Raw genomic sequence first — 18,513 nt, forward strand, 5'->3', positions numbered from 1 at the left:
GGATTATCTGTGGTGCATCAGGGTGGCTTAGGCTATAATCCGCGCCGAGTTGGCCAGACAGTCGCCGCGTTCGCAAGAACGGGGAGGAAAGTCCGGGCTCCAAAGAGCGGGGTGCCAGGTAACGCCTGGGCGGTGCGAACCGACGACAAGTGCAACAGAGAGTAGACCGCCTGCCTGATTTATCAGGTCGGTAAGGGTGAAAGGGTGCGGTAAGAGCGCACCGTGCGGCTAGCAATAGTTCGTAGCAAGGTAAACTCCACCCGGAGCAAGACCAAATAGGGTTCCGTATGGCGTGGCTCGCGTTGGAACCGGGTAGGTCGCTTGAGCCTGTGAGCGATTTCAGGCCTAGATGAATGACTGTCCAAGACAGGACCCGGCTTATCGGCCAACTCACCTCATTCAACAAAAAGCCCGTTTGTCGTAATGACAAACGGGCTTTTTGTTTTTTAATTTATACAGTAATGATAAATTTTATTTGATTAACTCATTAAAAAATCAGAGTTATCTCGTTCTCCCGTCCCTTCAGTCTATCGCTTATTTAGCTTTCAGTTTAGCCGCCATTACAGCTATTTTTAGTCCTTCTTCGTCGCAGGTAAAAATTACTCAATGCAGGTAACATCTACCGTTAACTGAGAGAGTTAATAGAAACAAAGTAGTTATAACCTTTTGTTTTTATGCGTTTATATTGTTTGGTATAGCCATTGCATTGGTTTGTACGCAAAGTGCAGCATCTTGTTGCATTGCACAGTGTTCACCAAGGAGGCTTTCTATGGCCAGTTCAAAAAGCGTAGCAGAACAAACTAACAGTAAAGATAGCGGTGCTTTAAATTCACCCACAACAGCGAAAGCAACTGAAGTGACGCACCATGCTGTTGATGTAGTAGCAGAGAAAGCCGCAGTTGCAGAAGACACTTTGCGTAAAACGGCAGCTAGCTCGCAGGAAACACTGGCGCACAAGCAAGAGGAAATCAAACAGCAACTGCAAAGCTCTTACAGTAAAACCCGTGAGTTGGCAGCGCAAAATCCATTGGCCACAGCTGGGATTGCCTTTGCCGCTGGCGTGGTATTAACGGCTTTATTGCGCCGTCGCTAAGGTGGATTTATGCAAAACCGTGCAAGGTCAGAGGCGCCAGAACAAAGGCCCGTCCAGCATAGTACGCAAACCGCCAAAACTGGGCAGACAGCATCAGCTGCTGCCCAGCATAAAGTTATTGATCAGGCAATGGAGCAACTGGCTGAAATAGCTGTTCTTAGCAGTTCAGTGAAGCAAGCCTATCTCGAGCAGTTGAAGTTGGCCGGGAAAATAGCAACGGCAGAATGGCGGTTAACAGGGCGTAGCCTGATTATTGCTGCGGCTTTAGTCGTCTGTTTTGGTACTGGCATTACGTTATTCTGGGGCAGTATTTTATTGCTGTTGGGCTATACGCTGTTTCAATTGAGCGGTTCGTTATTGGCCACAGTGAGCGCTTTGGTGGTGCTACAGTTTGTTTTATTGCTTTGGTGTTGGCGTAGTCTTGGCTATGTGCTGTCACAAACTGGCTTTTCGAAGACTTGGCAGCAATTACAGCTTTTGCTCTCGACTCGAGAGTCGGAACATCAAAAATAGGAGGTGCGAGTATGCTAATTCAACAGTTACTTAAAAAACAGCAGTTGAAGCTGACTGTGCTGACGGAACAAGGCCAGTTGCAGCATGATTTGTTACTGATGAGGAAACGACAATTAGCGCAAAGCAGTCGTGATTTTATAGGATCGACGCCAGGTTTAATCGTCAGTTTTAGCCTTGGCTGTCTGTTTCAAATGCGCCACAACAGCACTGTAAAACTACTCCGTAGCACTTTTGGCTTGCGTTGGATTACCAAACTCATCGCTTGAGAATGATGTAAATGCCGTGATTTCTACCTTAATGATTTCCATTGGTGCAGGTATGGGTTTCGCTGCTATTTAGTTGTCGTCAATGCCGCTACAATTATGCCTCGAGTCAGTAAGTGTAAGTATTTTGCTTGTTGTGTAGGACAAGGTGTGGGACTGGCGATAAGTTGTTGAATTTGGCTTAAATAAAGAGCTGCTATGCTATGGGCTAATGTGTAGCTTGGAATAATAAATTCGTCAGTGTTGAAGGTGTTGATCAATTTATTTTCGATATGTTGCACAAGTTTAGTTTGTAATTGTTTAGTTGCTGCATCGAGGTCGCTACCTAGTCTAAATGACATGGAACGGCGAAACATGCTGTTTCGGCTAAAAGTAATAAGCAGTTTTTCCAATGAGGGTGGTGTGTTAGTTGAAAGCCAGTCTTCGGTTGACCGTAGATCTTCAAAGATATTTTCAAAAATATTTTGATGTAGTGCAATAAGAATATCCAGTTTGCGTTTGAAGTAGCGATAAAAAGTCGTGCGCCCGACATCGGCTTTGTGCGCAATATCTGCCACTGCAATATCACGATAATCTTGTTGTTTAAGCATTTCCTTGAAAACGTGGAGAACCTTGAGCATCGCTCGCGGGCTTTGTTCTATGCGCATGTGGGGCTTGGTGTGCATACTGGATTTTGCTCCAAATTCAATTCAGGCGTTTGATTATACATTAGCCTCAATGGCTCTTGTGTTGTGATTTTTGCTTAAGTGGAACAGATAGGTTCAGGTGTACCATTTGAAACATTCGGGCGAGTTTGTGCCTGATGGTTGGGAATAATGGGCTTTATAGTGACGGTCATAGGGTTAACTGCAACGACAGTGTTACCTGAAATTGTCACTACCGATGGAGAATCTATGATGAGTGAAAATATTGAAGCGGCTCAAAGTGACCAAACAAATAATCCAATCAAGCACAAATTAAGAGTAGGTATTTTCCTTTATCCCGGCATGACGATGCTCGATGCCTATGGGCCACTACAGTTTTTAGCCTTTGTGCCATCATTTGAAACCTTCACTTTTGCGAAAACCAGCACGCTATTACCCTGTGATGCGGGCGTTAACTTACAGCCTAATTACGATTTCGATAATTGTCCGCCGATAGATATCCTTTTAGTGCCTGGGAGCGCAAATCCTTTGGCGCAAATACAGGATGAGAAAGTCATTTCTTTCTTAAAACGCAAGGGGGAGCAAGCGCAATACATTACATCTGTATGCACTGGTGCCTTGATTCTTGCGGCAACAGGTTTACTTAATGGTTATCGCACGACCACTCACTGGGCTTATGCTTCAGTATTGGCACAATATCCTCAAATTACCTTTGAAAATAAACGTATTGTGATTGACCGTAATCGGATCAGTGGCGGCGGTATTACTGCAGGGCTTGATTTTGCTTTGGCACTCATTGCCAATATAGAGGGTGAACAACAGGCTAAAACACTGCAGTTATTGTTTGAATATGATCCTAAACCTCCCTTTAATTGTGGCTCACCTATATTGGCTGATGCTCTTTTGGTACAGAGGGTTGAACAGGAGGTTAGGCTGATAGCGTCAGGATTATTTTAGGTCACAAGGCGCCAAGGATTGTCTTAAAAAGTACATAGTTCATACGATTATTATGTACCTTAGGTTTAAAAACTGCTTTTCACTAGGAATCGCCATTCCCAGCTGTTTACTGACTCGCCGCCCGTATAAGGGAGTGAAAAATCGATATGGGCTACGTTGCCATAGCTGGATCGAGAGGAATAAATCCGCGCGCCTATGCCTATGCTACCCAGTGGACCGCTGACTTCGTTATTCTCGGCGAGTTGGCCGCCGGAAGCTTGACCCAGATCGGCAAAGACTGCCCAGCCTAATTCAGCCAGTTGGTATAAGTTGATATTGGGGTAGTTGCGTATCTCGGCGGTCAGTAACCACTGATTATCCCCTTGTTGGTATTCGTTTGGATAACCGCGCACGCCAGTTTCATCCCCTAATCCTTTTGTTAGATCCAGATAAGTGTTCTGTGAAAGGCTAGCCCAAGCTTTGCCATAAGCCGTCCACTTAGGATGAATTTGATAGAAGTATTCGGCTTGAACATCGACCTTATAAGTATCTTTTTGAGTGGTGCCGATAGTGCTTGTTCCCCCCATTTCTAACAGCCACAGTTGATCGTTAAACTTATACCCGCCAGTGCTTTGCCAGTTAACGTGGTAGCCTAAGGGATTATTATCACCTATATCATTGGTTTCTATGCCGAATTGCACATAGTGATGCCAACCTAAGTTAAAGTCTTCATTATTGGTGATCAGGTGAACATTATTCAGTACGTGGAAATCATCTTCGATAAACTCGTAGGCGACCCAAGGGTACATAAAGTCCCTGTCTTGAGGGAGCATGGACGTAGGATAGCGCTCAGAATGGGCAAACTCGTGCTTGTCTTGGGTGACACCAGTAATAAAGCGAGAAAGATGCTGACTGTTTTTATTAATTAACCAGCCATATTGCAGATTGAGATAGTCGACTGTGTGTGTGAACTCATTCACCTCTTGCCCATTTTGTCTGAGGGTATCTGTACGGTTATCGTCTAAAAACTCCGCCGAATACATGGTACTCGTATTGAGGGAATAGAAGGGCTTACTCACATAAACGTGTTTAGCTTGGCCGTCGCTATTGTCGTAGAACTCAGCGGCAACTGTGCCGTGCTCAATAATGCTGAGCGGCGCTTCGAAAGCAAATTTATAGCCATTCCGGGATTCATTAGATTGATATTTAAGTCGAGTGCGGATCCCCGTTCCAAGCAAGTTGTCTTCTTTGAGCCCGAAGGAGTAACGGGTGTCGCCACCTGAACTACTCAAACTCGCTGTCGGTAATAATGACCAATTATCCCAGGTCTCCACCACCACGGACTCAACGGATGGATCGACATCGGCTTGGGGATCTTTTTCTGCGATATAAATTTTCGCATCGCGAATGTAAGGCATTGCCCGTAAAAGTCGTTGGGATTCGTCGAGATCTTTTTGTGTGACAGTATCATTTTCGCTGAAGGTTAGATTATCGAGAACCACATATTCTTTGGTATTGATATGCAGGGCGTTAGCCCAGCGGTGAATGAAAAAAGCATCGGGATCTGACTCATCAAAAATGGGGTTGTTGACCACCACAATCTTGCTGACTTTTTGTTTTGTTTGATCTTGGTTTGCGGGATCGGCGAGCTTAGCCTCTTCTGCTTGGGCAACTCTGATTAGGTTGCCAACACAACAAGATAGGATGCATGCATACTGAAAAAAATTCTGCATAAAAGGCCACTCCCATGAAATCGACGACTGCAGCGAAAACAATTTCACGTTGCAATTCACAATTTAATAACACATGGAAAGCGAGTGTTAGTCAAGGAAACATTTTAATAAGTTTCTTATTTTACTTAAGGTTAGCTTAAGATTATCTTGAGGTGGCGGCTGGGCGCGGGCTCCAGCCGGATTAGCGATTGTTACAGTGTACGCCTAGGTGGGACTGCGACGTTAGCAAAGATGAGCCCCGCAATTAGCGACATAAAAATCAAAAAGATTTGCGAGCCTATGTGCGACTGATTGAGCATGGTCTCACCTGAGATCAGTGCATTGAGTCCGATATAGGTTTTACTGCCGGGGACTAAGATCACTATTCCCTGCAACAAGGCGATGGAGGCAGGCGCCTTCATCCAGCGGGCGAAGAGGTTAGAATAAATTCCTACTGCCAAGGCACCAAAGAAGATCCCCACCGAATCACCAAAATAATGTCCGCCGAGCATGGCTGAGAAAAACGCCACTATCCCAGCCAATACGCCCCAAGGCGAATCTTGCATCCTTGCTTTGAAGATAAAAACCAGCGCCATAGATAGAATCGGAACCGCCGACCATATCGCCCAGCGAGGTAAACCTTCAGGTTCTATGTGAATCGCTTCGCCGAATATAGCTTTACCGATTGCCATGCCGAGCACTGCACCAAAGTACAGCTTAAATAATTGCATGCTCGCATCCATGATGCGCGCCGTGCCAGAAATTAAATCCCGTGCGGCGAGTTCGGCTAAACCTAAGGTTAAGGCTAAGCCGGGAATAAAAATAATAATGGAGGAGAGGATCACTACTGGGATATTAATATTTGGATCGATACGCGCTATGCCACAGGCTGCGATAGCGCAAAGGATAGTGGCGAAGGGTTCGAGCACTTCGGCCATGCGGGCCGAGCGTTCGGCACGGTATACCAAGCCATAGACGAATAAGCCTAATAATCCTGACCAAAATACATCGTTCCAACCCGTGCCCATCAGCATAGCGAAAGCGGCGGCAGAAGTTCCAAAAGAAAAGCAAGTTAATACAGGGCCATAGGGATTGGGTTTATTGGCAATTTCTTCTAAGCGATCTAAGGCCTCGGCCAAAGTGCGTTTACCTGAGGTTAACTCATCGACCAATTCATCGGTGCGGGCGAGTGAGCCCAAATCGAGTTCACCGGGCTTAACGCGAGCGGCATGGTTATATTCTTGATCAGTATCATGTTGCAAAACGAAGGTCATCGACGTCGGAGAAATAAGGAAATAGCCTTCGATACCTAAGGTGCGAGCAACGGTTTGTAAGTGGGTTTCTAGACGATAAGCGGGTGTGCCAAACTTATGCAAGGCTTTGCCTAGCTTTATGATAAATCTGCGTTTTTCGATAAACTCGTCGTTATCCAATCGGGGTATTCACTGTATAAAAAGTTGTAGGGAATGACGCGCGCATATTAACCTATCTTGTCTATAAAAGGTTAATGGCTTTTAACCTTAATACAAATAAATTGCTGATTTTTTGCAGCTCGGGCTATAGTCAGCTTTTTGATAAGGGGAAATAGGCATGTCTTTGATGGTAACGGGTCTTTACGCTAGCCTCACAGGGCTATTAATTGTCGCTTTGGCTTATCGAGTAGTTAAATTAAGGCGAGGTCAGAAAATCGGCCTAGGGGATGGTGGTAACAGCACCTTAGCTTTGGCTAATCGAGTGCATGTTAACCTGATCGAAAATGCGCCTATCGTATTGATTTTAATGCTGGTGGCCGAAGCGGGTGGCTTGCCTGCATTTTATTTACACTGTTTTGGGACTGTGTGGATAGTGGCGCGCTTACTCCATGCTATTGGCTTAACTCAAGGCCAAGGTGGTTATCATTTTGGTCGTTTTTGGGGCGTATTGCTCACTTGGCTAGTGATTATCAGTTTGGCGTTGGTGAATTTGCTGCATTTTGCTCAAGGTTTAGGAAAGGGTCTCTAGGCTCGCAGGTTTGGGGCGGTTAATTCCGCCCTAAGCCATATCCATAGCGGATTTAGGGGTATTACGCTTCTGGCTCAAATACCCCTGAAAATGCCTCGATTGGTGTTTTTTTAATCGCATCTATCCTCCATTCCCTGCTATACTCCGCGTCCCTAAATTGGCGTAACTTATTTTCGTGGCGCCTTTATTTGACATTACGTTTTCGGGTCACAATCCATGCAAGTTGAATCCACACTCTTTAGTCATCCCAAGTATTGGGCCACGGGCGACAGCACTGCGCCTTTCTTACCTATGTCTCGCAAGGAGATGGATAAGCTTGGTTGGGATAGCTGTGACATCATCATAGTCACAGGCGACGCTTATGTGGATCACCCAAGCTTTGGCATGGCGGTGATCGGCCGTATGTTAGAGGCTCAGGGTTACCGAGTTGGGATTATTTCCCAGCCAGATTGGTCGAGCAAAGAAGCCTTTATGCAATTGGGCCGCCCGAATCTGTTTTTTGGCGTCACCGCCGGCAACATGGATTCGATGATCAACCGTTACACCGCCGACCGTCGTTTACGTTCTGACGATGCTTATACCGCGGGTGATATTGGCGGTAAGCGCCCAGATCGCGCCGTGACTGTGTACACCCAGCGTTGTAAAGAAGCCTTTAAAGATGTGCCTGTGATCATTGGCGGTATTGAAGCCAGTTTGCGCCGCATCGCCCATTACGATTATTGGTCGGATAAAGTACGCCGCAGTGTCATTTTCGATGCCAAGGCCGACATTCTGATGTACGGTAACGCCGAGCGTCCTTTAGTCGAAGTGGCACGCCGCTTAGCTGCCGGTGAACCGATAAACTCGTTGCACGATGTGCGTGGCACAGCTGTTATCCGTAAAGAGCCACTGCCCGAATGGCGCGGTATGGACTCGCGCAAGATTGACCAACTGCACAAGATAGAGCCGCTGCCGAATCCTTACGGCGCCGATGATGTGGGTTGTGCTAACTTGTCCGGCCCGTCGGATGTGAAGATATTCGATAACGAAGCCCCTAAGCCAATTAGCGTTCAACCGCCTAAACCTAAGCCATGGGATAAAACCTATGTGCTGCTGCCAGCGTTTGAAAAAGTCTCTGAAGACAAATATTTATATGCCCATGCTTCACGGATTTTGCACCAAGAGCAAAACCCAGGTTGTGCCCGTGCGTTATTTCAACCCCATGGCGACCGCGCCGTTTGGGTGAATCCGCCCGCATGGCCGCTCAATACCGATGAGATGGATGCCGTATTCGATTTACCCTATCAGCGCATTCCTCATCCTATCTATGGCAAGGAAAAAATCCCTGCCTATGACATGATCAAGACGTCTATCAACATCATGCGTGGCTGCTTTGGTGGCTGTTCTTTTTGCTCGATTACCGAGCATGAAGGCCGAATCATTCAGAGTCGTTCACAAGAGTCGATTGTTAAAGAAATCAAAGATATTCAGGAAAAAGTGCCAGGCTTTACTGGGGTGATTTCCGATTTAGGCGGCCCAACCGCCAACATGTATCGTTTAGGTTGTACCAGCGAGAAGGCTGAAAAAACCTGTCGTCGTTTATCCTGTGTGTTCCCATCGATTTGCGGCCACTTAGGCACAGATCATAAACATACTATCGACTTGTATCGCGCTGCGCGTGCCGTACCTGGCATCAAGAAAGTATTGATTGCCTCTGGCGTGCGTTACGACTTGGCGATCGAAGATCCGGCTTATGTTAAAGAGTTAGTGCAGCACCATGTGGGCGGCTACTTAAAAATCGCCCCTGAGCATACCGAAGAAGGTCCGCTCAGCAAGATGATGAAACCTGGCATGGGCGCCTACGATAAGTTTAAAGAATTGTTCGATAAGTTTTCTAAGGAAGCGGGCAAAGAGCAGTTCCTGATCCCTTACTTTATTTCGGCCCATCCAGGTACGACCGACGAAGACATGGTGAACTTAGCGTTGTGGTTGAAGGAACGTAAGTTCAAGCTCGATCAAGTACAGAATTTTTATCCGTCACCGATGGCGAATGCGACCACGATTTATCATACCGAGTTAAACTCGCTGAAAAACGTCAAGCACACCAGCGAAGTGGTATCGGTGCCGAAGAAAGGGCGCCAACGTCGCTTGCACAAAGCATTGCTCCGTTATCACGATCCTGCGGGTTGGCCATTGATCCGTGAAGGCTTAACCGCCATGGGGCGTGAAGACTTGATCGGTAATAGTCCGCATCAGTTAGTGCCGCCAGAAGGTCGAAATGAGCGCGGACCTAAGTGGATGAAAGATGCCAACCAAGGCCAAAAAGCCTTTACTCGCTTCTCGGGCAATCAATTTGATGACCGCAAGGGCGATGGCAAATCTAAAGGTGCGGCGAAAGGCGGCGCGCAAACTCAGGCTGGCGCGGAATCAAAACCAGCCGCGAAAGGTGGCAAACCCGCAGCGAATGGCGCTAAGCCAGCGGGAGCTAAACCCAGTGGAGCCCATTCGAGCCGTCCGGGAGCGAAAGCGCCCTTCAGCCAGTCTGGTTTTAAGGCCGGCGGCGCTCAAGCGAACAGCAGTGCTAAAGGCGGAAGCCCATCAAAAACGGGTGGTAAACCTGCAGGAAAGCCCGCTCAGGGGCGCCAACAGGCTAAGTAACACTTTTCACCATCACAAATAATGTTCAAAGGCCGCTCCAGATATGAGTTTGGAGTGGCCTAGCTAGCATGGTCATTCCGCTAAAATAGTCCTCAACTGGTATCGCTGGGCGAACTATTATAAGATCCCTGTCTGATGTTTATGTCTACTATTTGTTTATATTCGATATTTTAGCTATACATCTCACCCATATCCGCGGTTCGTTAACTAACATTAGATATTATGAATAAAAAGCGTAGACCCAGTCTTCAAGACGTTGCCGATCAAGTTGGGGTCACCAAAATGACGGTGAGTCGCTATTTAAAAAATCCAACAAGGGTGGCGCAAAGCACTCAAGAGAAGATAGCTATCGCGCTAGAAACCTTAGGTTATATTCCTAATCGCGCGCCGGAAATTTTAGCGCAAGCGACCAGCCGCGCCATTGGCGTGTTAGTGCCTTCGTTAACCAACCAAGTATTTGCTGAAGTGCTGCGCGGTATCGAGAATGTGACCGGTAAACGCGGTTATCAAACCATGCTGGCTCACTACGGGTATCAGGCCGAATTAGAAGAAGAGCGGGTGGCATCACTGCTCTCTTACAATATCGATGGCTTACTCTTGTCCGAAAGTTACCACACGCCGCGTACCGTGCGAATGATTGAAACGGCGGGCATTCCGGTCATCGAAATGATGGATAGTGTGTCGCCTTCGATTCAACAGTGTGTGGGTTTCGATAACACAGCGGCCGCATGCGAAATGGTTAAGGCCATGATTGCACAAGGCTATCGCCACATTGCCTACCTAGGTGCGCGCATGGATATTCGCACTCAGCTTAAGATGCGAGGCTACGAGTTAGCGATGCAGCAAGCTCAGCTTACACCTTTGGCGATGACCACAAATGAGGCCTCGTCGTTTTCGTTGGGGGCGTCGTTATTGCAACAAACATTAGCGAAATATCCCTATGTGGATAGCTTTTTCTGCACCAACGATGATTTGGCTGCGGGGGTGATATTTGAGTGTCAAAGACAAGGCATCAAGATCCCTGAACAAATTGGCGTTGCAGGGTTTCATGGCCATGATATTGGCCAATCTATGACGCCAAAATTGGCGAGCATTATTACGCCGAGAAAGGAGATTGGTCGAATTGCTGCCACTGAGCTATTAGACAGGTTAAATGGCAAAGAGATAGCAGATTCGGTTATCGATCTGGGCTATCGTATTGATTTAGGGGAAACACTGTAGACTTCCCCTCGTTCTTTCGCTTAACGACTTATGTTTGTCATCACAGGTTATCGTTAGAGAAACGCAGAGATGATGACTGCGACTATGCCGCCCGTCGTACCAATAATGGTCTCCATTACAGTCCAAGTTTGCAGTGTTTGTTTTTCTGATAATCCAAGAAAACGGTTAGCGAGCCAGAAGCCTGAGTCATTGACGTGTGAGAGCACAATCGAACCACCGCCAATGGCAATCGTAATTGCCGCCAATTGAGCACCATCTAAGTTTAGTGGTTCAAGTATTGGGATGATAAGGCCGCAAGCCGTTAACATGGCCACGGTTGCCGACCCTTGGATCACGCGTACCGACGCCGATAAAATAAATGCCAGTATTACAATCGGTAATCCCGAACCTGCCAACATATTGCCTAATGCATCGCCAACCCCCGAATCAATCAGCACTTGCTTAAACACGCCGCCAGCACCGGTGACGAGAATAATGATCCCAGCAGGTTGGAGCGCACTGCTACAGATTTCCATGATGCGCTCATTGGGAATATTGCGTCTCACGCCCAGCACATAGAATGCGATTAAACAGGCTAGCAAAATGGCGGTGAAGGGATGACCTATCAAGGCGAGCCAATTATGCAGATCGGATTTTTCATCAATAAAGCGTGACACAACTGTCTTTAAACCGATAAGCAGCAGTGGGAACACCACAATACTGATTGATAGCGCGAATGAGGGGATCGGTCCGCCTTCTCGTTCACCTTTTTCCTGCTGCTCGTGGGCAGGCAGCTCAACATGGACTTTTTGGGAGATGAGGCTGGCAAAGAGTGGGCCGCCTAGAATCATCGCCGGAATCGATGCCAATAAACCGAAGACTATCATGTAACCAAAGTCGGCATTGAGCTGGGAAGCGACCAAAATAGGCCCTGGTGCAGGGATGAGAAATGCCTGACAAGTGGCAATACCCGCGAGCAGTGAAATACCAATTTTAACGACGCTGCCGCCCCCTTTACGAACCACGGCAAAGGCGATGCCAATCAGCAGTACCACAGCAACGTCGAAGAAGAGGGGGAGCGCACAGATAAAGCCTGTAAAGGTCATGGCCCAGTGAGCTTTGTCGTTACCAAATTTATTCAGCAGTGTATGGGCTATCTGATCTAGCGCGCCAGTCTCTTCCATTACCCGGCCAAACATGGCTCCCAAAGCGACCACAACCGCAACAAAGCCCAGTGTTCCCCCCATACCTTGTTGAATCGTATTGGTAATATCAGCTGGGTTCATACCAGAGAAAAGGCCGGCAATTATCGACACCAGTATCAGTGATACTACTGCATGTAATCTCACTTTCATCACTAAGAACAGTAGCAGGGCGATTGAACCCAGTGCTGTCAGAATCAATGACATATCAGACATAAGAGGACTTTTCCTTGTTAGTTAAGTTGTCCACATTTTTGTAGGTTACCGGTAACATGTTACCCGTAATATGGTAGAGTGGGAAGTGACTAAATTCGAGAATTGGCATGAGGTTAACAAAGTGACTGAGAGAAAAAAAGGCAATAGCTATGTGTTCATGGGCGTCTCTAGTTGTGGCAAATCTTCGATTGGTGCCGCGGTCGCAAAGGCGTTAGAGACGAAATTTATTGATGGTGATGATCTGCATCCTAGAGCCAATATTATCAAGATGAAATCTGGCTCACCGCTCAACGATAGCGATCGTGCTCCTTGGCTTGAGCGCATCAACGATGCTGTGTATAGCATTGAGCAAAAGGGTGAAGAGGGGGTTATTGTCTGCTCTGCACTGCGTCGCCAGTATCGTGACTTAATCCGTCAGAACAATAGCAAGCTGGTGTTCATTCATCTATACGGAGATTTTGAATTAGTCAAAACACGCATGTTTGCCAGAACAGCCCACTTCATGCCGATTGAGCTACTCAAGAGTCAGTTCGACACGCTGGAAATGCCCGCGAATGATGAAGCTGACGTTATCCAAGTGAGCATAGACGGCACTTTCGAAGAAGTCGTACAACGCTGTATTAATGCGATAAATGGCGAAGGGTAAGGTCAACGTTGGCCATTGAAGTCAAGCGTAAAGTCGTAATGCACATCGGCTTAAACCGCTCAATTTTTTAGAAAAAAAGCCACTCCAGAAACTAACTTGGAGTGGCGTAGAGATAATGGTAAGCCTGCGGTACCATCCAATGAGTGTTACGGCGAGCGTTTGTAGACGGAACGTGCGCCGCACCTCAGTCTCAAATAAGCTCACGCATATGAGCGATGACGCGAGCTGCCTATCCTGCTAAACATGATTTAACTCAACATATGATTAGAACGGTCACTGAAGACTGTTACTCAAAATCGTCCTGCTTCATGCGACTAAGCAATGCAAAAGTAGAATGAGCGCTTTAGAAACCTTAGCTAACATCTCCTTTAGTCCTAAAAAAAGTAGTTGATCCCCACTGCGAAGCTGTTGTCTTCCTGTGCTTCGAGTGCAGGATCATCCATATCACTGAAATCTAGCTTCATCTCGGCAAACATCACAGTGTCGTTACTGTAGCGATAATGCAGCCCCAGCATGGCAAATTGGCGAGTCCATTGACCTTGAATAGGCGTAGCTGCATCTGTGTCTAAATCTAAATAACTGAGTACAACCATGGGCACAAAACCGTTGTCGAATTGATAGGCCGTCATCAACTCGGCACCTGTGGCGTCGTAGAGATCGCCGTTGACCAGTTCATTATTTTTACTTTTGTGAGCGTTAAAGCCCACATAGAGACCGTTGGCCTCACGTCCTTCGGCATAGTGATAGTAGTCACCATACATGGCACCAATGCCGACAATTTCATTGGTTTCATCGACTTGGGTATTGCCTAAGTGGCCTTCAAAATCGCCGCGGTTAAAACCTGCGAGTAGCTTAAATTTATCGGTTACCGCATAAGTGATACTGGCGCCGTAGCTGCTGTCAAAACTCAGTTCTGAGTTGGTCATCTCGCTACCGTCATCGTTTTTTAGGCTGACATCACCATTGGTTTTGGCGGCATATTGCAGGGCGATTTGTACTGGGCCTAAATTATTACGGTAAATGAAGGCGGAATCGGCACGGCCTGTACCTGTGAGGCTGCCATCACCGAAGGTGTAAGCGCCAACGCTGTAACCTGCAAATACGTTCGGTAAATCTGTAGTGCCTGCGACATCGTAGTAGGCGCCCCATTGTTTACCGAAACTCAGGTTGCCCCATGTATCATGGGACATGCCAACATAACCTAAGCGGTTATAGAGAAAATCATCGGTTTTTTCGGCGGCGAGTTTGCCCCCTTGCATCACTAGCCCATCGTCGCTGGAGACCATGTTGATCCCCCATTCTGTGGTAGCAAAAGCGGTCCAACCATTTTTCTCGCTGCGTTCGAAGCTGAATCTTAGGCGTGACGAGTCGTCGATAACTGAAGTATCGTGGCTGTCATTTAATGCTGCAAACCCTAACCAACCGGTTAAATCTAAGGTGTTTTTTTGATCTTTATAGAGTTCAACCGCCTGACTGCTGGTGGCCGTTAATAGCATAGGTAACACTAAAGCGAGACAAGTCTTATTCATAAATCCCCCGATAATGAGCAAGTATTCTCCAGGGGATCATAGGCTTGGCCTATGATCCCTGAGTTATCGTTAGTCTTGATGTGGATGTTGGTATTAATTGTTTCCGATCATGCGTTAGCCGTATTTAGGCTGGACGTGTGTCGGCAACAGGCGCTTGGTTTGAGATCACGCCGAAAATAGTCCAACCGAAGAAGGTGGCTATGGCGCCAAGCATCACTGCGGTTTCGCCTGAGCTGTACAGAGCATAGAAGCTATATAACGCACCGATTACGGCGATCACGTTGGCAACGCGGGCTTTATTGATAGGCACTTTTTGCTGTCTTTGCATTATGCCAAGCGCGGCCATAGATAAGATATAAGGCACAATGTTGGTGACGACGGCGAGGTTAACGAGTGCTTCGAACTGTTTGCTCAGTGATGGGCTAATGGTCATCAGCGATAATGCTGTTTGGATCGAGACGATAATAGTCATGCCCCAAATTGGCGCATCGGCTTTGCTGACTTTAGAGAAAATTTTCGGAAAAAATCCTTCATCGGCAGAGGCTTTAAACACTTGGGCAATAGTGAACTGCCAACCTAAGAGTGATCCAGTACAGGAGATAATGGCGCAGGCCATCACGATTTTACCAACTACTGGATTAAACATTTGTGCGAAGGCTAAGCCGAATGGCGCATTTGACATGGCAAGCTCGGCATTTGGCACAATACCAGCAATGACGTTAGTGGAGACAATATAAATCACTGCAGCACCTAAGGTACCGCCCATCACGGCGATAGGTACGTTTTTTTCTGGGTTATCGACGGCTTCTGAGTTTGCACAGGCCGATTCTAAACCGAGGAACGCCCACAAAGTCATAGCGATAGAACCGCCTAACGCTTTGAAGAATGGCATATCATGCGGGTTCCATGCGCCTTTATAGAGGTCGATGTCAAACCAGAACCAACCAATTAAAGATACGCCAATCACAGGCAGAATAATCCCCCACACAGTCACGCTACTGACGCGACCCGTGATGCGGGCACCACCGAAGTTAGCAATGGTTGCCAACCAAAGTACGCCAATGGTCGCAAGACAAATTGCCATCGGGCTTAAGTTAACTTCCAGCAACACGGCAGCGTAACCCACGGCAGAGATGGCAATCGCGACGTTGGCGATTAACAGCGAGACGGCATAGGTGTAGTTGGCCATAAAGTTGCCTGAACGGCCGAAGGCATACTCGGCATAACCGCCCATACCACCGGATTTTTTACTGAACATACCGCACTTAGCAAAGGCGAAGGCGAGGGCCGTTGACCCTGCTGCTGTTACTAACCAAGATAAAATGGAGATAGTACCGACTTGAGCTAATTGGGTTGGCAGCATAATAATGCCCGAACCCATCATGTTGACTATGGTGATAATAGTTAATTGGACGACGCCAATTTTATTTTCTGATTTACTCATACTAATAACCTAATTTAGGTGACTTATTATAGGAGGCATGAATTTGACTGCAGAGTGGGGTTAATAAACTCTGCAGTCAGTCTTCATTATTTATTTAGTACATAGCCCATTGCTTGAATTTTGCCGTCTGCGGTATTTTCGAGATAAACACCTTGCAGTTCTGGTGAGAATCCAGGTAATAGGTTGATGCCTTCTTCAAGGGCAAGGAAATAACGCTGAACAGAACCGCCCCATATTTCACCTGGCACCATACATAACACGCCTGGTGGGTAAGGGAGCGCGCCTTCGGCAGCGATACGACCTTCAATTTGCGAGAGTGGGACTAATTCCACTTTGCCACGAATAAACTCTAGGTTTGCTTCCTGCGGGTCCATCACTTTTGTAGGGAAATGTGCTTTACGGAACATTTCTTTCTGCAGTTGTTTTACGTCATGGCTGACATAAAGATTGTGCATTTCTTGGCAGAGTTGACGGATAGAATAGTCTTTATAACGGGCTTTATTGGCGTTATAAACGTTAGGTAATACTTCAGATAATGGCGCATCTTCATCGACTAATTTCTCGAAACGAGATATTTGTGATACCAGATGTTGCATCTTGGCCATATCTTCCGCAGGTGTCATCAGGAATAAAATCGAATTCAAGTCGCACTTCTCTGGAATAATATTATTTTCCCGTAAGAAGTTAGCCAGAATAGTCGCTGGAATACCAAATTCGGTATATTTACCAGTTTCAGCATCTATGCCCGGTGTTGTTAATAAGAACTTACAAGGGTCAACAAAGTATTGGCCTTTTTCATAACCTTCGAAGGAGTGCCATTTCTGACCAGGTTCGAATTCGAAGAAGCGTAAGTCATCGGCCATTTGTTCGGTTTCATAGTCTTGCCATAGGCGGCCGTCGATCATTGTTGGCACGAATGGTTTGATATATTTACACTTTTTGAGCAATAGCTTACGTGCTTCGATACCCGCTTTTACCGCTTCGCGCCACAGATAACGACCGCTTGCGCCTTCATGCATTTTCGCGTTTACATCTAGCGCCGCAAATAAAGGATAGAAGGGACTGGTAGAGGCATGCATCATAAAGGCGTTATTGAAGCGTTTATGGTTGCAATATCTATCTTGGCCTTTGATATGTTTATCTTTTTTATGGATTTGCGAGGTTTGTGAGAAACCGGCCTGCTGTTTATGCACCGACTGAGTCACGATAATGCCTGGATCTTCAGCAGTTAGTTCGAGCAAGAGTGGTGAGCAGTCATTCATCATAGGGATGAACTGTTCATAACCCACCCAAGCCGAGTCGAATAAGACGTAGTCACAAAGATGACCAATTTTATCAATCACTTGGCGAGCATTGTAGATAGTGCCGTCATAGGTGCCGAGTTGGATTATCGCCAAGCGGAATGGGCGTTTTTCATCGGCTCTTTCTGGCGCGACTTCACGAATTTGCTCTCTTAAATAGGACTCTTGGAAACAGTGGGCATCAATGCCACCAATAAATCCGAAGGGATTACGTGCCGTTTCTAAATAAACAGGTGTAGCACCTGCTTGAATTAATGCGCCATGGTGGTTTGATTTGTGGTTATTGCGGTCGAATAACACGAGGTCGCCTTTCGCTAACAGCGCATTAGTCGCGACTTTATTTGATGACGAAGTGCCGTTAAGTACGAAATAGGTTTTATCGGCATTAAAAACTTTGGCAGCGTATTTCTGTGCTTCCAGTGGAGCGCCTTCATGGATCAGTAAATCACCCAGTTTCACGTCGGCATTACACATATCCGCGCGGAAAATTGTTTCGCCAAAAAAGTCGAAGAATTGGCGGCCCACAGGGTGTTTACGGAAGAATTGTCCGCCTTGGTGACCAGGACAGGCAAAGGTAGAGTTACCCATTTCGACGTATTTTTTTAACGTACCGAAGAAAGGTGGCAATAGCGCTTGTTCATATTTACTTATTGCAGTCTCAACCTGTTTTCCGTAGAAGTCAGTGTTATCACCGCAGAGTTCAAATACCCCTGTAATCGATGAGCAAACATCATCAGGGAAGGTTTCTTCACAGCAAACTGAAACGAAAATGGGCAGTTTCAATCCTGTGTTTTTGATCTTTTCAACAATACCATTTCTAACATCATCAACAGAGACGACAGCCGCGCCCACATCGCAAAAATCTGTGGTTAATACATTGACAACTTCTCTGTCGATATCGAAACAAGATCTAACAGATAAGCTAGCGGCTACTTTTAATGATTTCATAGTTAATTTCCCTTTTACTTTATAAAAAATAGATACAAGTGTGCCTATACCTAATTAAAAACATTAATGGTATGAAAATTAGATATAGCTATTCCGTGCGCAGATTAAATGTGGTTATGCCAAAGTTACGAAATAAATATAAGTAGAAATATAAGTAGAAATATATTTATTGAGCGTATGAATAGCTTAGCCGCAGTAAAACTGCACTGATAAAAGAATGCTTTGATT

General features: G+C 46.4%; 15 protein-coding genes and 1 other RNA gene. 9 read left to right on the forward strand and 7 right to left on the reverse strand.

The features are described from left to right. The first annotated feature begins 45 nt into the window (after positions 1-45). The 4 genes from rnpB (at position 46) to L5M11_RS16975 (ending at position 1,872) form a co-directional block, all read left to right on the forward strand. An RNA gene (gene rnpB / locus L5M11_RS16960) (RNase P RNA component class A) lies at positions 46-397 on the forward strand. Between the two features lie 372 nt (positions 398-769). After that, positions 770-1,093, forward strand: coding sequence for a DUF883 C-terminal domain-containing protein (locus L5M11_RS16965; RefSeq protein ID WP_219251811.1), 324 nt, complete (start codon positions 770-772; stop codon positions 1,091-1,093). A 9-nt stretch (positions 1,094-1,102) separates the two neighbouring features. Next, positions 1,103-1,606 carry a hypothetical protein gene (locus L5M11_RS16970; protein ID WP_219251810.1) on the forward strand — a complete coding sequence of 168 codons (504 nt, stop codon included), beginning with the start codon at positions 1,103-1,105 and terminating at the stop codon, positions 1,604-1,606. A gap of 11 nt (positions 1,607-1,617) precedes the next feature. Continuing rightward, complete coding sequence (locus L5M11_RS16975; protein WP_113941445.1) at positions 1,618-1,872, forward strand: hypothetical protein; 255 nt, start codon at positions 1,618-1,620, stop codon at positions 1,870-1,872. 65 nt (positions 1,873-1,937) lie between these two features. Here the strand turns inward: L5M11_RS16975 and L5M11_RS16980 are convergent, their stop codons facing one another. After that, positions 1,938-2,534 (reverse strand): TetR/AcrR family transcriptional regulator, encoded by a 597-nt coding sequence (locus tag L5M11_RS16980; RefSeq protein WP_263192810.1) that lies wholly within the window; start codon positions 2,532-2,534, stop codon positions 1,938-1,940. A 150-nt stretch (positions 2,535-2,684) separates the two neighbouring features. On the opposite strand from L5M11_RS16980, the gene L5M11_RS16985 reads away from it, so the two are divergent. After that, the gene (locus tag L5M11_RS16985) at positions 2,685-3,470 is read left to right on the forward strand and encodes a DJ-1/PfpI family protein (protein WP_263174063.1); all 786 of its coding nucleotides are present in this window, start codon (positions 2,685-2,687) and stop codon (positions 3,468-3,470) included. A gap of 65 nt (positions 3,471-3,535) precedes the next feature. On the opposite strand, the gene L5M11_RS16990 is transcribed toward L5M11_RS16985, so the two are convergent. Together L5M11_RS16990 and L5M11_RS16995 are read right to left on the reverse strand one after the other, a co-directional pair. Continuing rightward, entirely contained in the window at positions 3,536-5,182 is a 1,647-nt protein-coding gene (locus tag L5M11_RS16990; RefSeq protein ID WP_263192811.1) for a hypothetical protein, read from the reverse strand. Between the two features lie 191 nt (positions 5,183-5,373). Next, entirely contained in the window at positions 5,374-6,594 is a 1,221-nt protein-coding gene (locus tag L5M11_RS16995; protein ID WP_263192813.1) for a threonine/serine exporter ThrE family protein, read from the reverse strand. A 157-nt stretch (positions 6,595-6,751) separates the two neighbouring features. Here L5M11_RS16995 and L5M11_RS17000 point away from each other — a divergent pair, with 157 nt between their 5' ends. From L5M11_RS17000 to gntR, 3 genes are all read left to right on the forward strand, one after another. Continuing rightward, on the forward strand, positions 6,752-7,162 hold the full coding sequence (locus tag L5M11_RS17000) for an MAPEG family protein (protein WP_113941441.1): 411 nt from the start codon (positions 6,752-6,754) through the stop codon (positions 7,160-7,162). A 216-nt stretch (positions 7,163-7,378) separates the two neighbouring features. Beyond that, complete coding sequence (locus L5M11_RS17005; protein WP_263192814.1) at positions 7,379-9,799, forward strand: YgiQ family radical SAM protein; 2,421 nt, start codon at positions 7,379-7,381, stop codon at positions 9,797-9,799. 222 nt (positions 9,800-10,021) lie between these two features. Further along, positions 10,022-11,020, forward strand: a complete 999-nt coding sequence (gntR, locus tag L5M11_RS17010) for a gluconate operon transcriptional repressor GntR (protein ID WP_263192816.1) — start codon at positions 10,022-10,024, stop codon at positions 11,018-11,020. Positions 11,021-11,073: 53 nt separating this feature from the next. Here gntR and gntU read toward each other — a convergent pair whose 3' ends face one another. Next, complete coding sequence (gene gntU / locus L5M11_RS17015; protein ID WP_105250511.1) at positions 11,074-12,417, reverse strand: gluconate transporter; 1,344 nt, start codon at positions 12,415-12,417, stop codon at positions 11,074-11,076. A gap of 85 nt (positions 12,418-12,502) precedes the next feature. Here gntU and L5M11_RS17020 point away from each other — a divergent pair, with 85 nt between their 5' ends. Then, positions 12,503-13,063 carry a gluconokinase gene (locus L5M11_RS17020; RefSeq protein ID WP_173496141.1) on the forward strand — a complete coding sequence of 187 codons (561 nt, stop codon included), beginning with the start codon at positions 12,503-12,505 and terminating at the stop codon, positions 13,061-13,063. 374 nt (positions 13,064-13,437) lie between these two features. On the opposite strand, the gene L5M11_RS17025 is transcribed toward L5M11_RS17020, so the two are convergent. The 3 genes from L5M11_RS17025 to speF all read right to left on the reverse strand — a co-directional run bounded on the left by L5M11_RS17025 (position 13,438) and on the right by speF (position 18,285). Then, complete coding sequence (locus L5M11_RS17025; RefSeq protein ID WP_263147622.1) at positions 13,438-14,592, reverse strand: porin; 1,155 nt, start codon at positions 14,590-14,592, stop codon at positions 13,438-13,440. Positions 14,593-14,716: 124 nt separating this feature from the next. Beyond that, complete coding sequence (gene potE, locus L5M11_RS17030) at positions 14,717-16,036, reverse strand: putrescine-ornithine antiporter (RefSeq protein WP_105250509.1); 1,320 nt, start codon at positions 16,034-16,036, stop codon at positions 14,717-14,719. An 86-nt stretch (positions 16,037-16,122) separates the two neighbouring features. Further along, complete coding sequence (speF, locus tag L5M11_RS17035) at positions 16,123-18,285, reverse strand: ornithine decarboxylase SpeF (protein ID WP_105250508.1); 2,163 nt, start codon at positions 18,283-18,285, stop codon at positions 16,123-16,125. Positions 18,286-18,513 lie beyond the last annotated feature (228 nt).

The sequence above is a fragment of the Shewanella sp. SM87 genome, from assembly GCF_025653705.1.
GTDB lineage: Bacteria > Pseudomonadota > Gammaproteobacteria > Enterobacterales > Shewanellaceae > Shewanella > Shewanella oncorhynchi.

What these genes read in the sequence shown, in the direction of transcription:
- L5M11_RS16965 (WP_219251811.1), top strand. Translation starts at nt 770, where the DNA reads ATGGCCAGTTCAAAAAGCGTAGCAGAACAAACTAACAGTAAAGATAGC.
- L5M11_RS16970 (WP_219251810.1), top strand. Translation starts at nt 1,103, where the DNA reads ATGCAAAACCGTGCAAGGTCAGAGGCGCCAGAACAAAGGCCCGTCCAG.
- L5M11_RS16975 (WP_113941445.1), top strand. Translation starts at nt 1,618, where the DNA reads ATGCTAATTCAACAGTTACTTAAAAAACAGCAGTTGAAGCTGACTGTG.
- L5M11_RS16980 (WP_263192810.1), bottom strand. Translation starts at nt 2,534, where the DNA reads ATGCACACCAAGCCCCACATGCGCATAGAACAAAGCCCGCGAGCGATG.
- L5M11_RS16985 (WP_263174063.1), top strand. Translation starts at nt 2,685, where the DNA reads ATGGGCTTTATAGTGACGGTCATAGGGTTAACTGCAACGACAGTGTTA.
- L5M11_RS16990 (WP_263192811.1), bottom strand. Translation starts at nt 5,182, where the DNA reads ATGCAGAATTTTTTTCAGTATGCATGCATCCTATCTTGTTGTGTTGGC.
- L5M11_RS17000 (WP_113941441.1), top strand. Translation starts at nt 6,752, where the DNA reads ATGTCTTTGATGGTAACGGGTCTTTACGCTAGCCTCACAGGGCTATTA.
- L5M11_RS17005 (WP_263192814.1), top strand. Translation starts at nt 7,379, where the DNA reads ATGCAAGTTGAATCCACACTCTTTAGTCATCCCAAGTATTGGGCCACG.
- gntR (WP_263192816.1), top strand. Translation starts at nt 10,022, where the DNA reads ATGAATAAAAAGCGTAGACCCAGTCTTCAAGACGTTGCCGATCAAGTT.
- gntU (WP_105250511.1), bottom strand. Translation starts at nt 12,417, where the DNA reads ATGTCTGATATGTCATTGATTCTGACAGCACTGGGTTCAATCGCCCTG.
- L5M11_RS17025 (WP_263147622.1), bottom strand. Translation starts at nt 14,592, where the DNA reads ATGAATAAGACTTGTCTCGCTTTAGTGTTACCTATGCTATTAACGGCC.
- potE (WP_105250509.1), bottom strand. Translation starts at nt 16,036, where the DNA reads ATGAGTAAATCAGAAAATAAAATTGGCGTCGTCCAATTAACTATTATC.
- speF (WP_105250508.1), bottom strand. Translation starts at nt 18,285, where the DNA reads ATGAAATCATTAAAAGTAGCCGCTAGCTTATCTGTTAGATCTTGTTTC.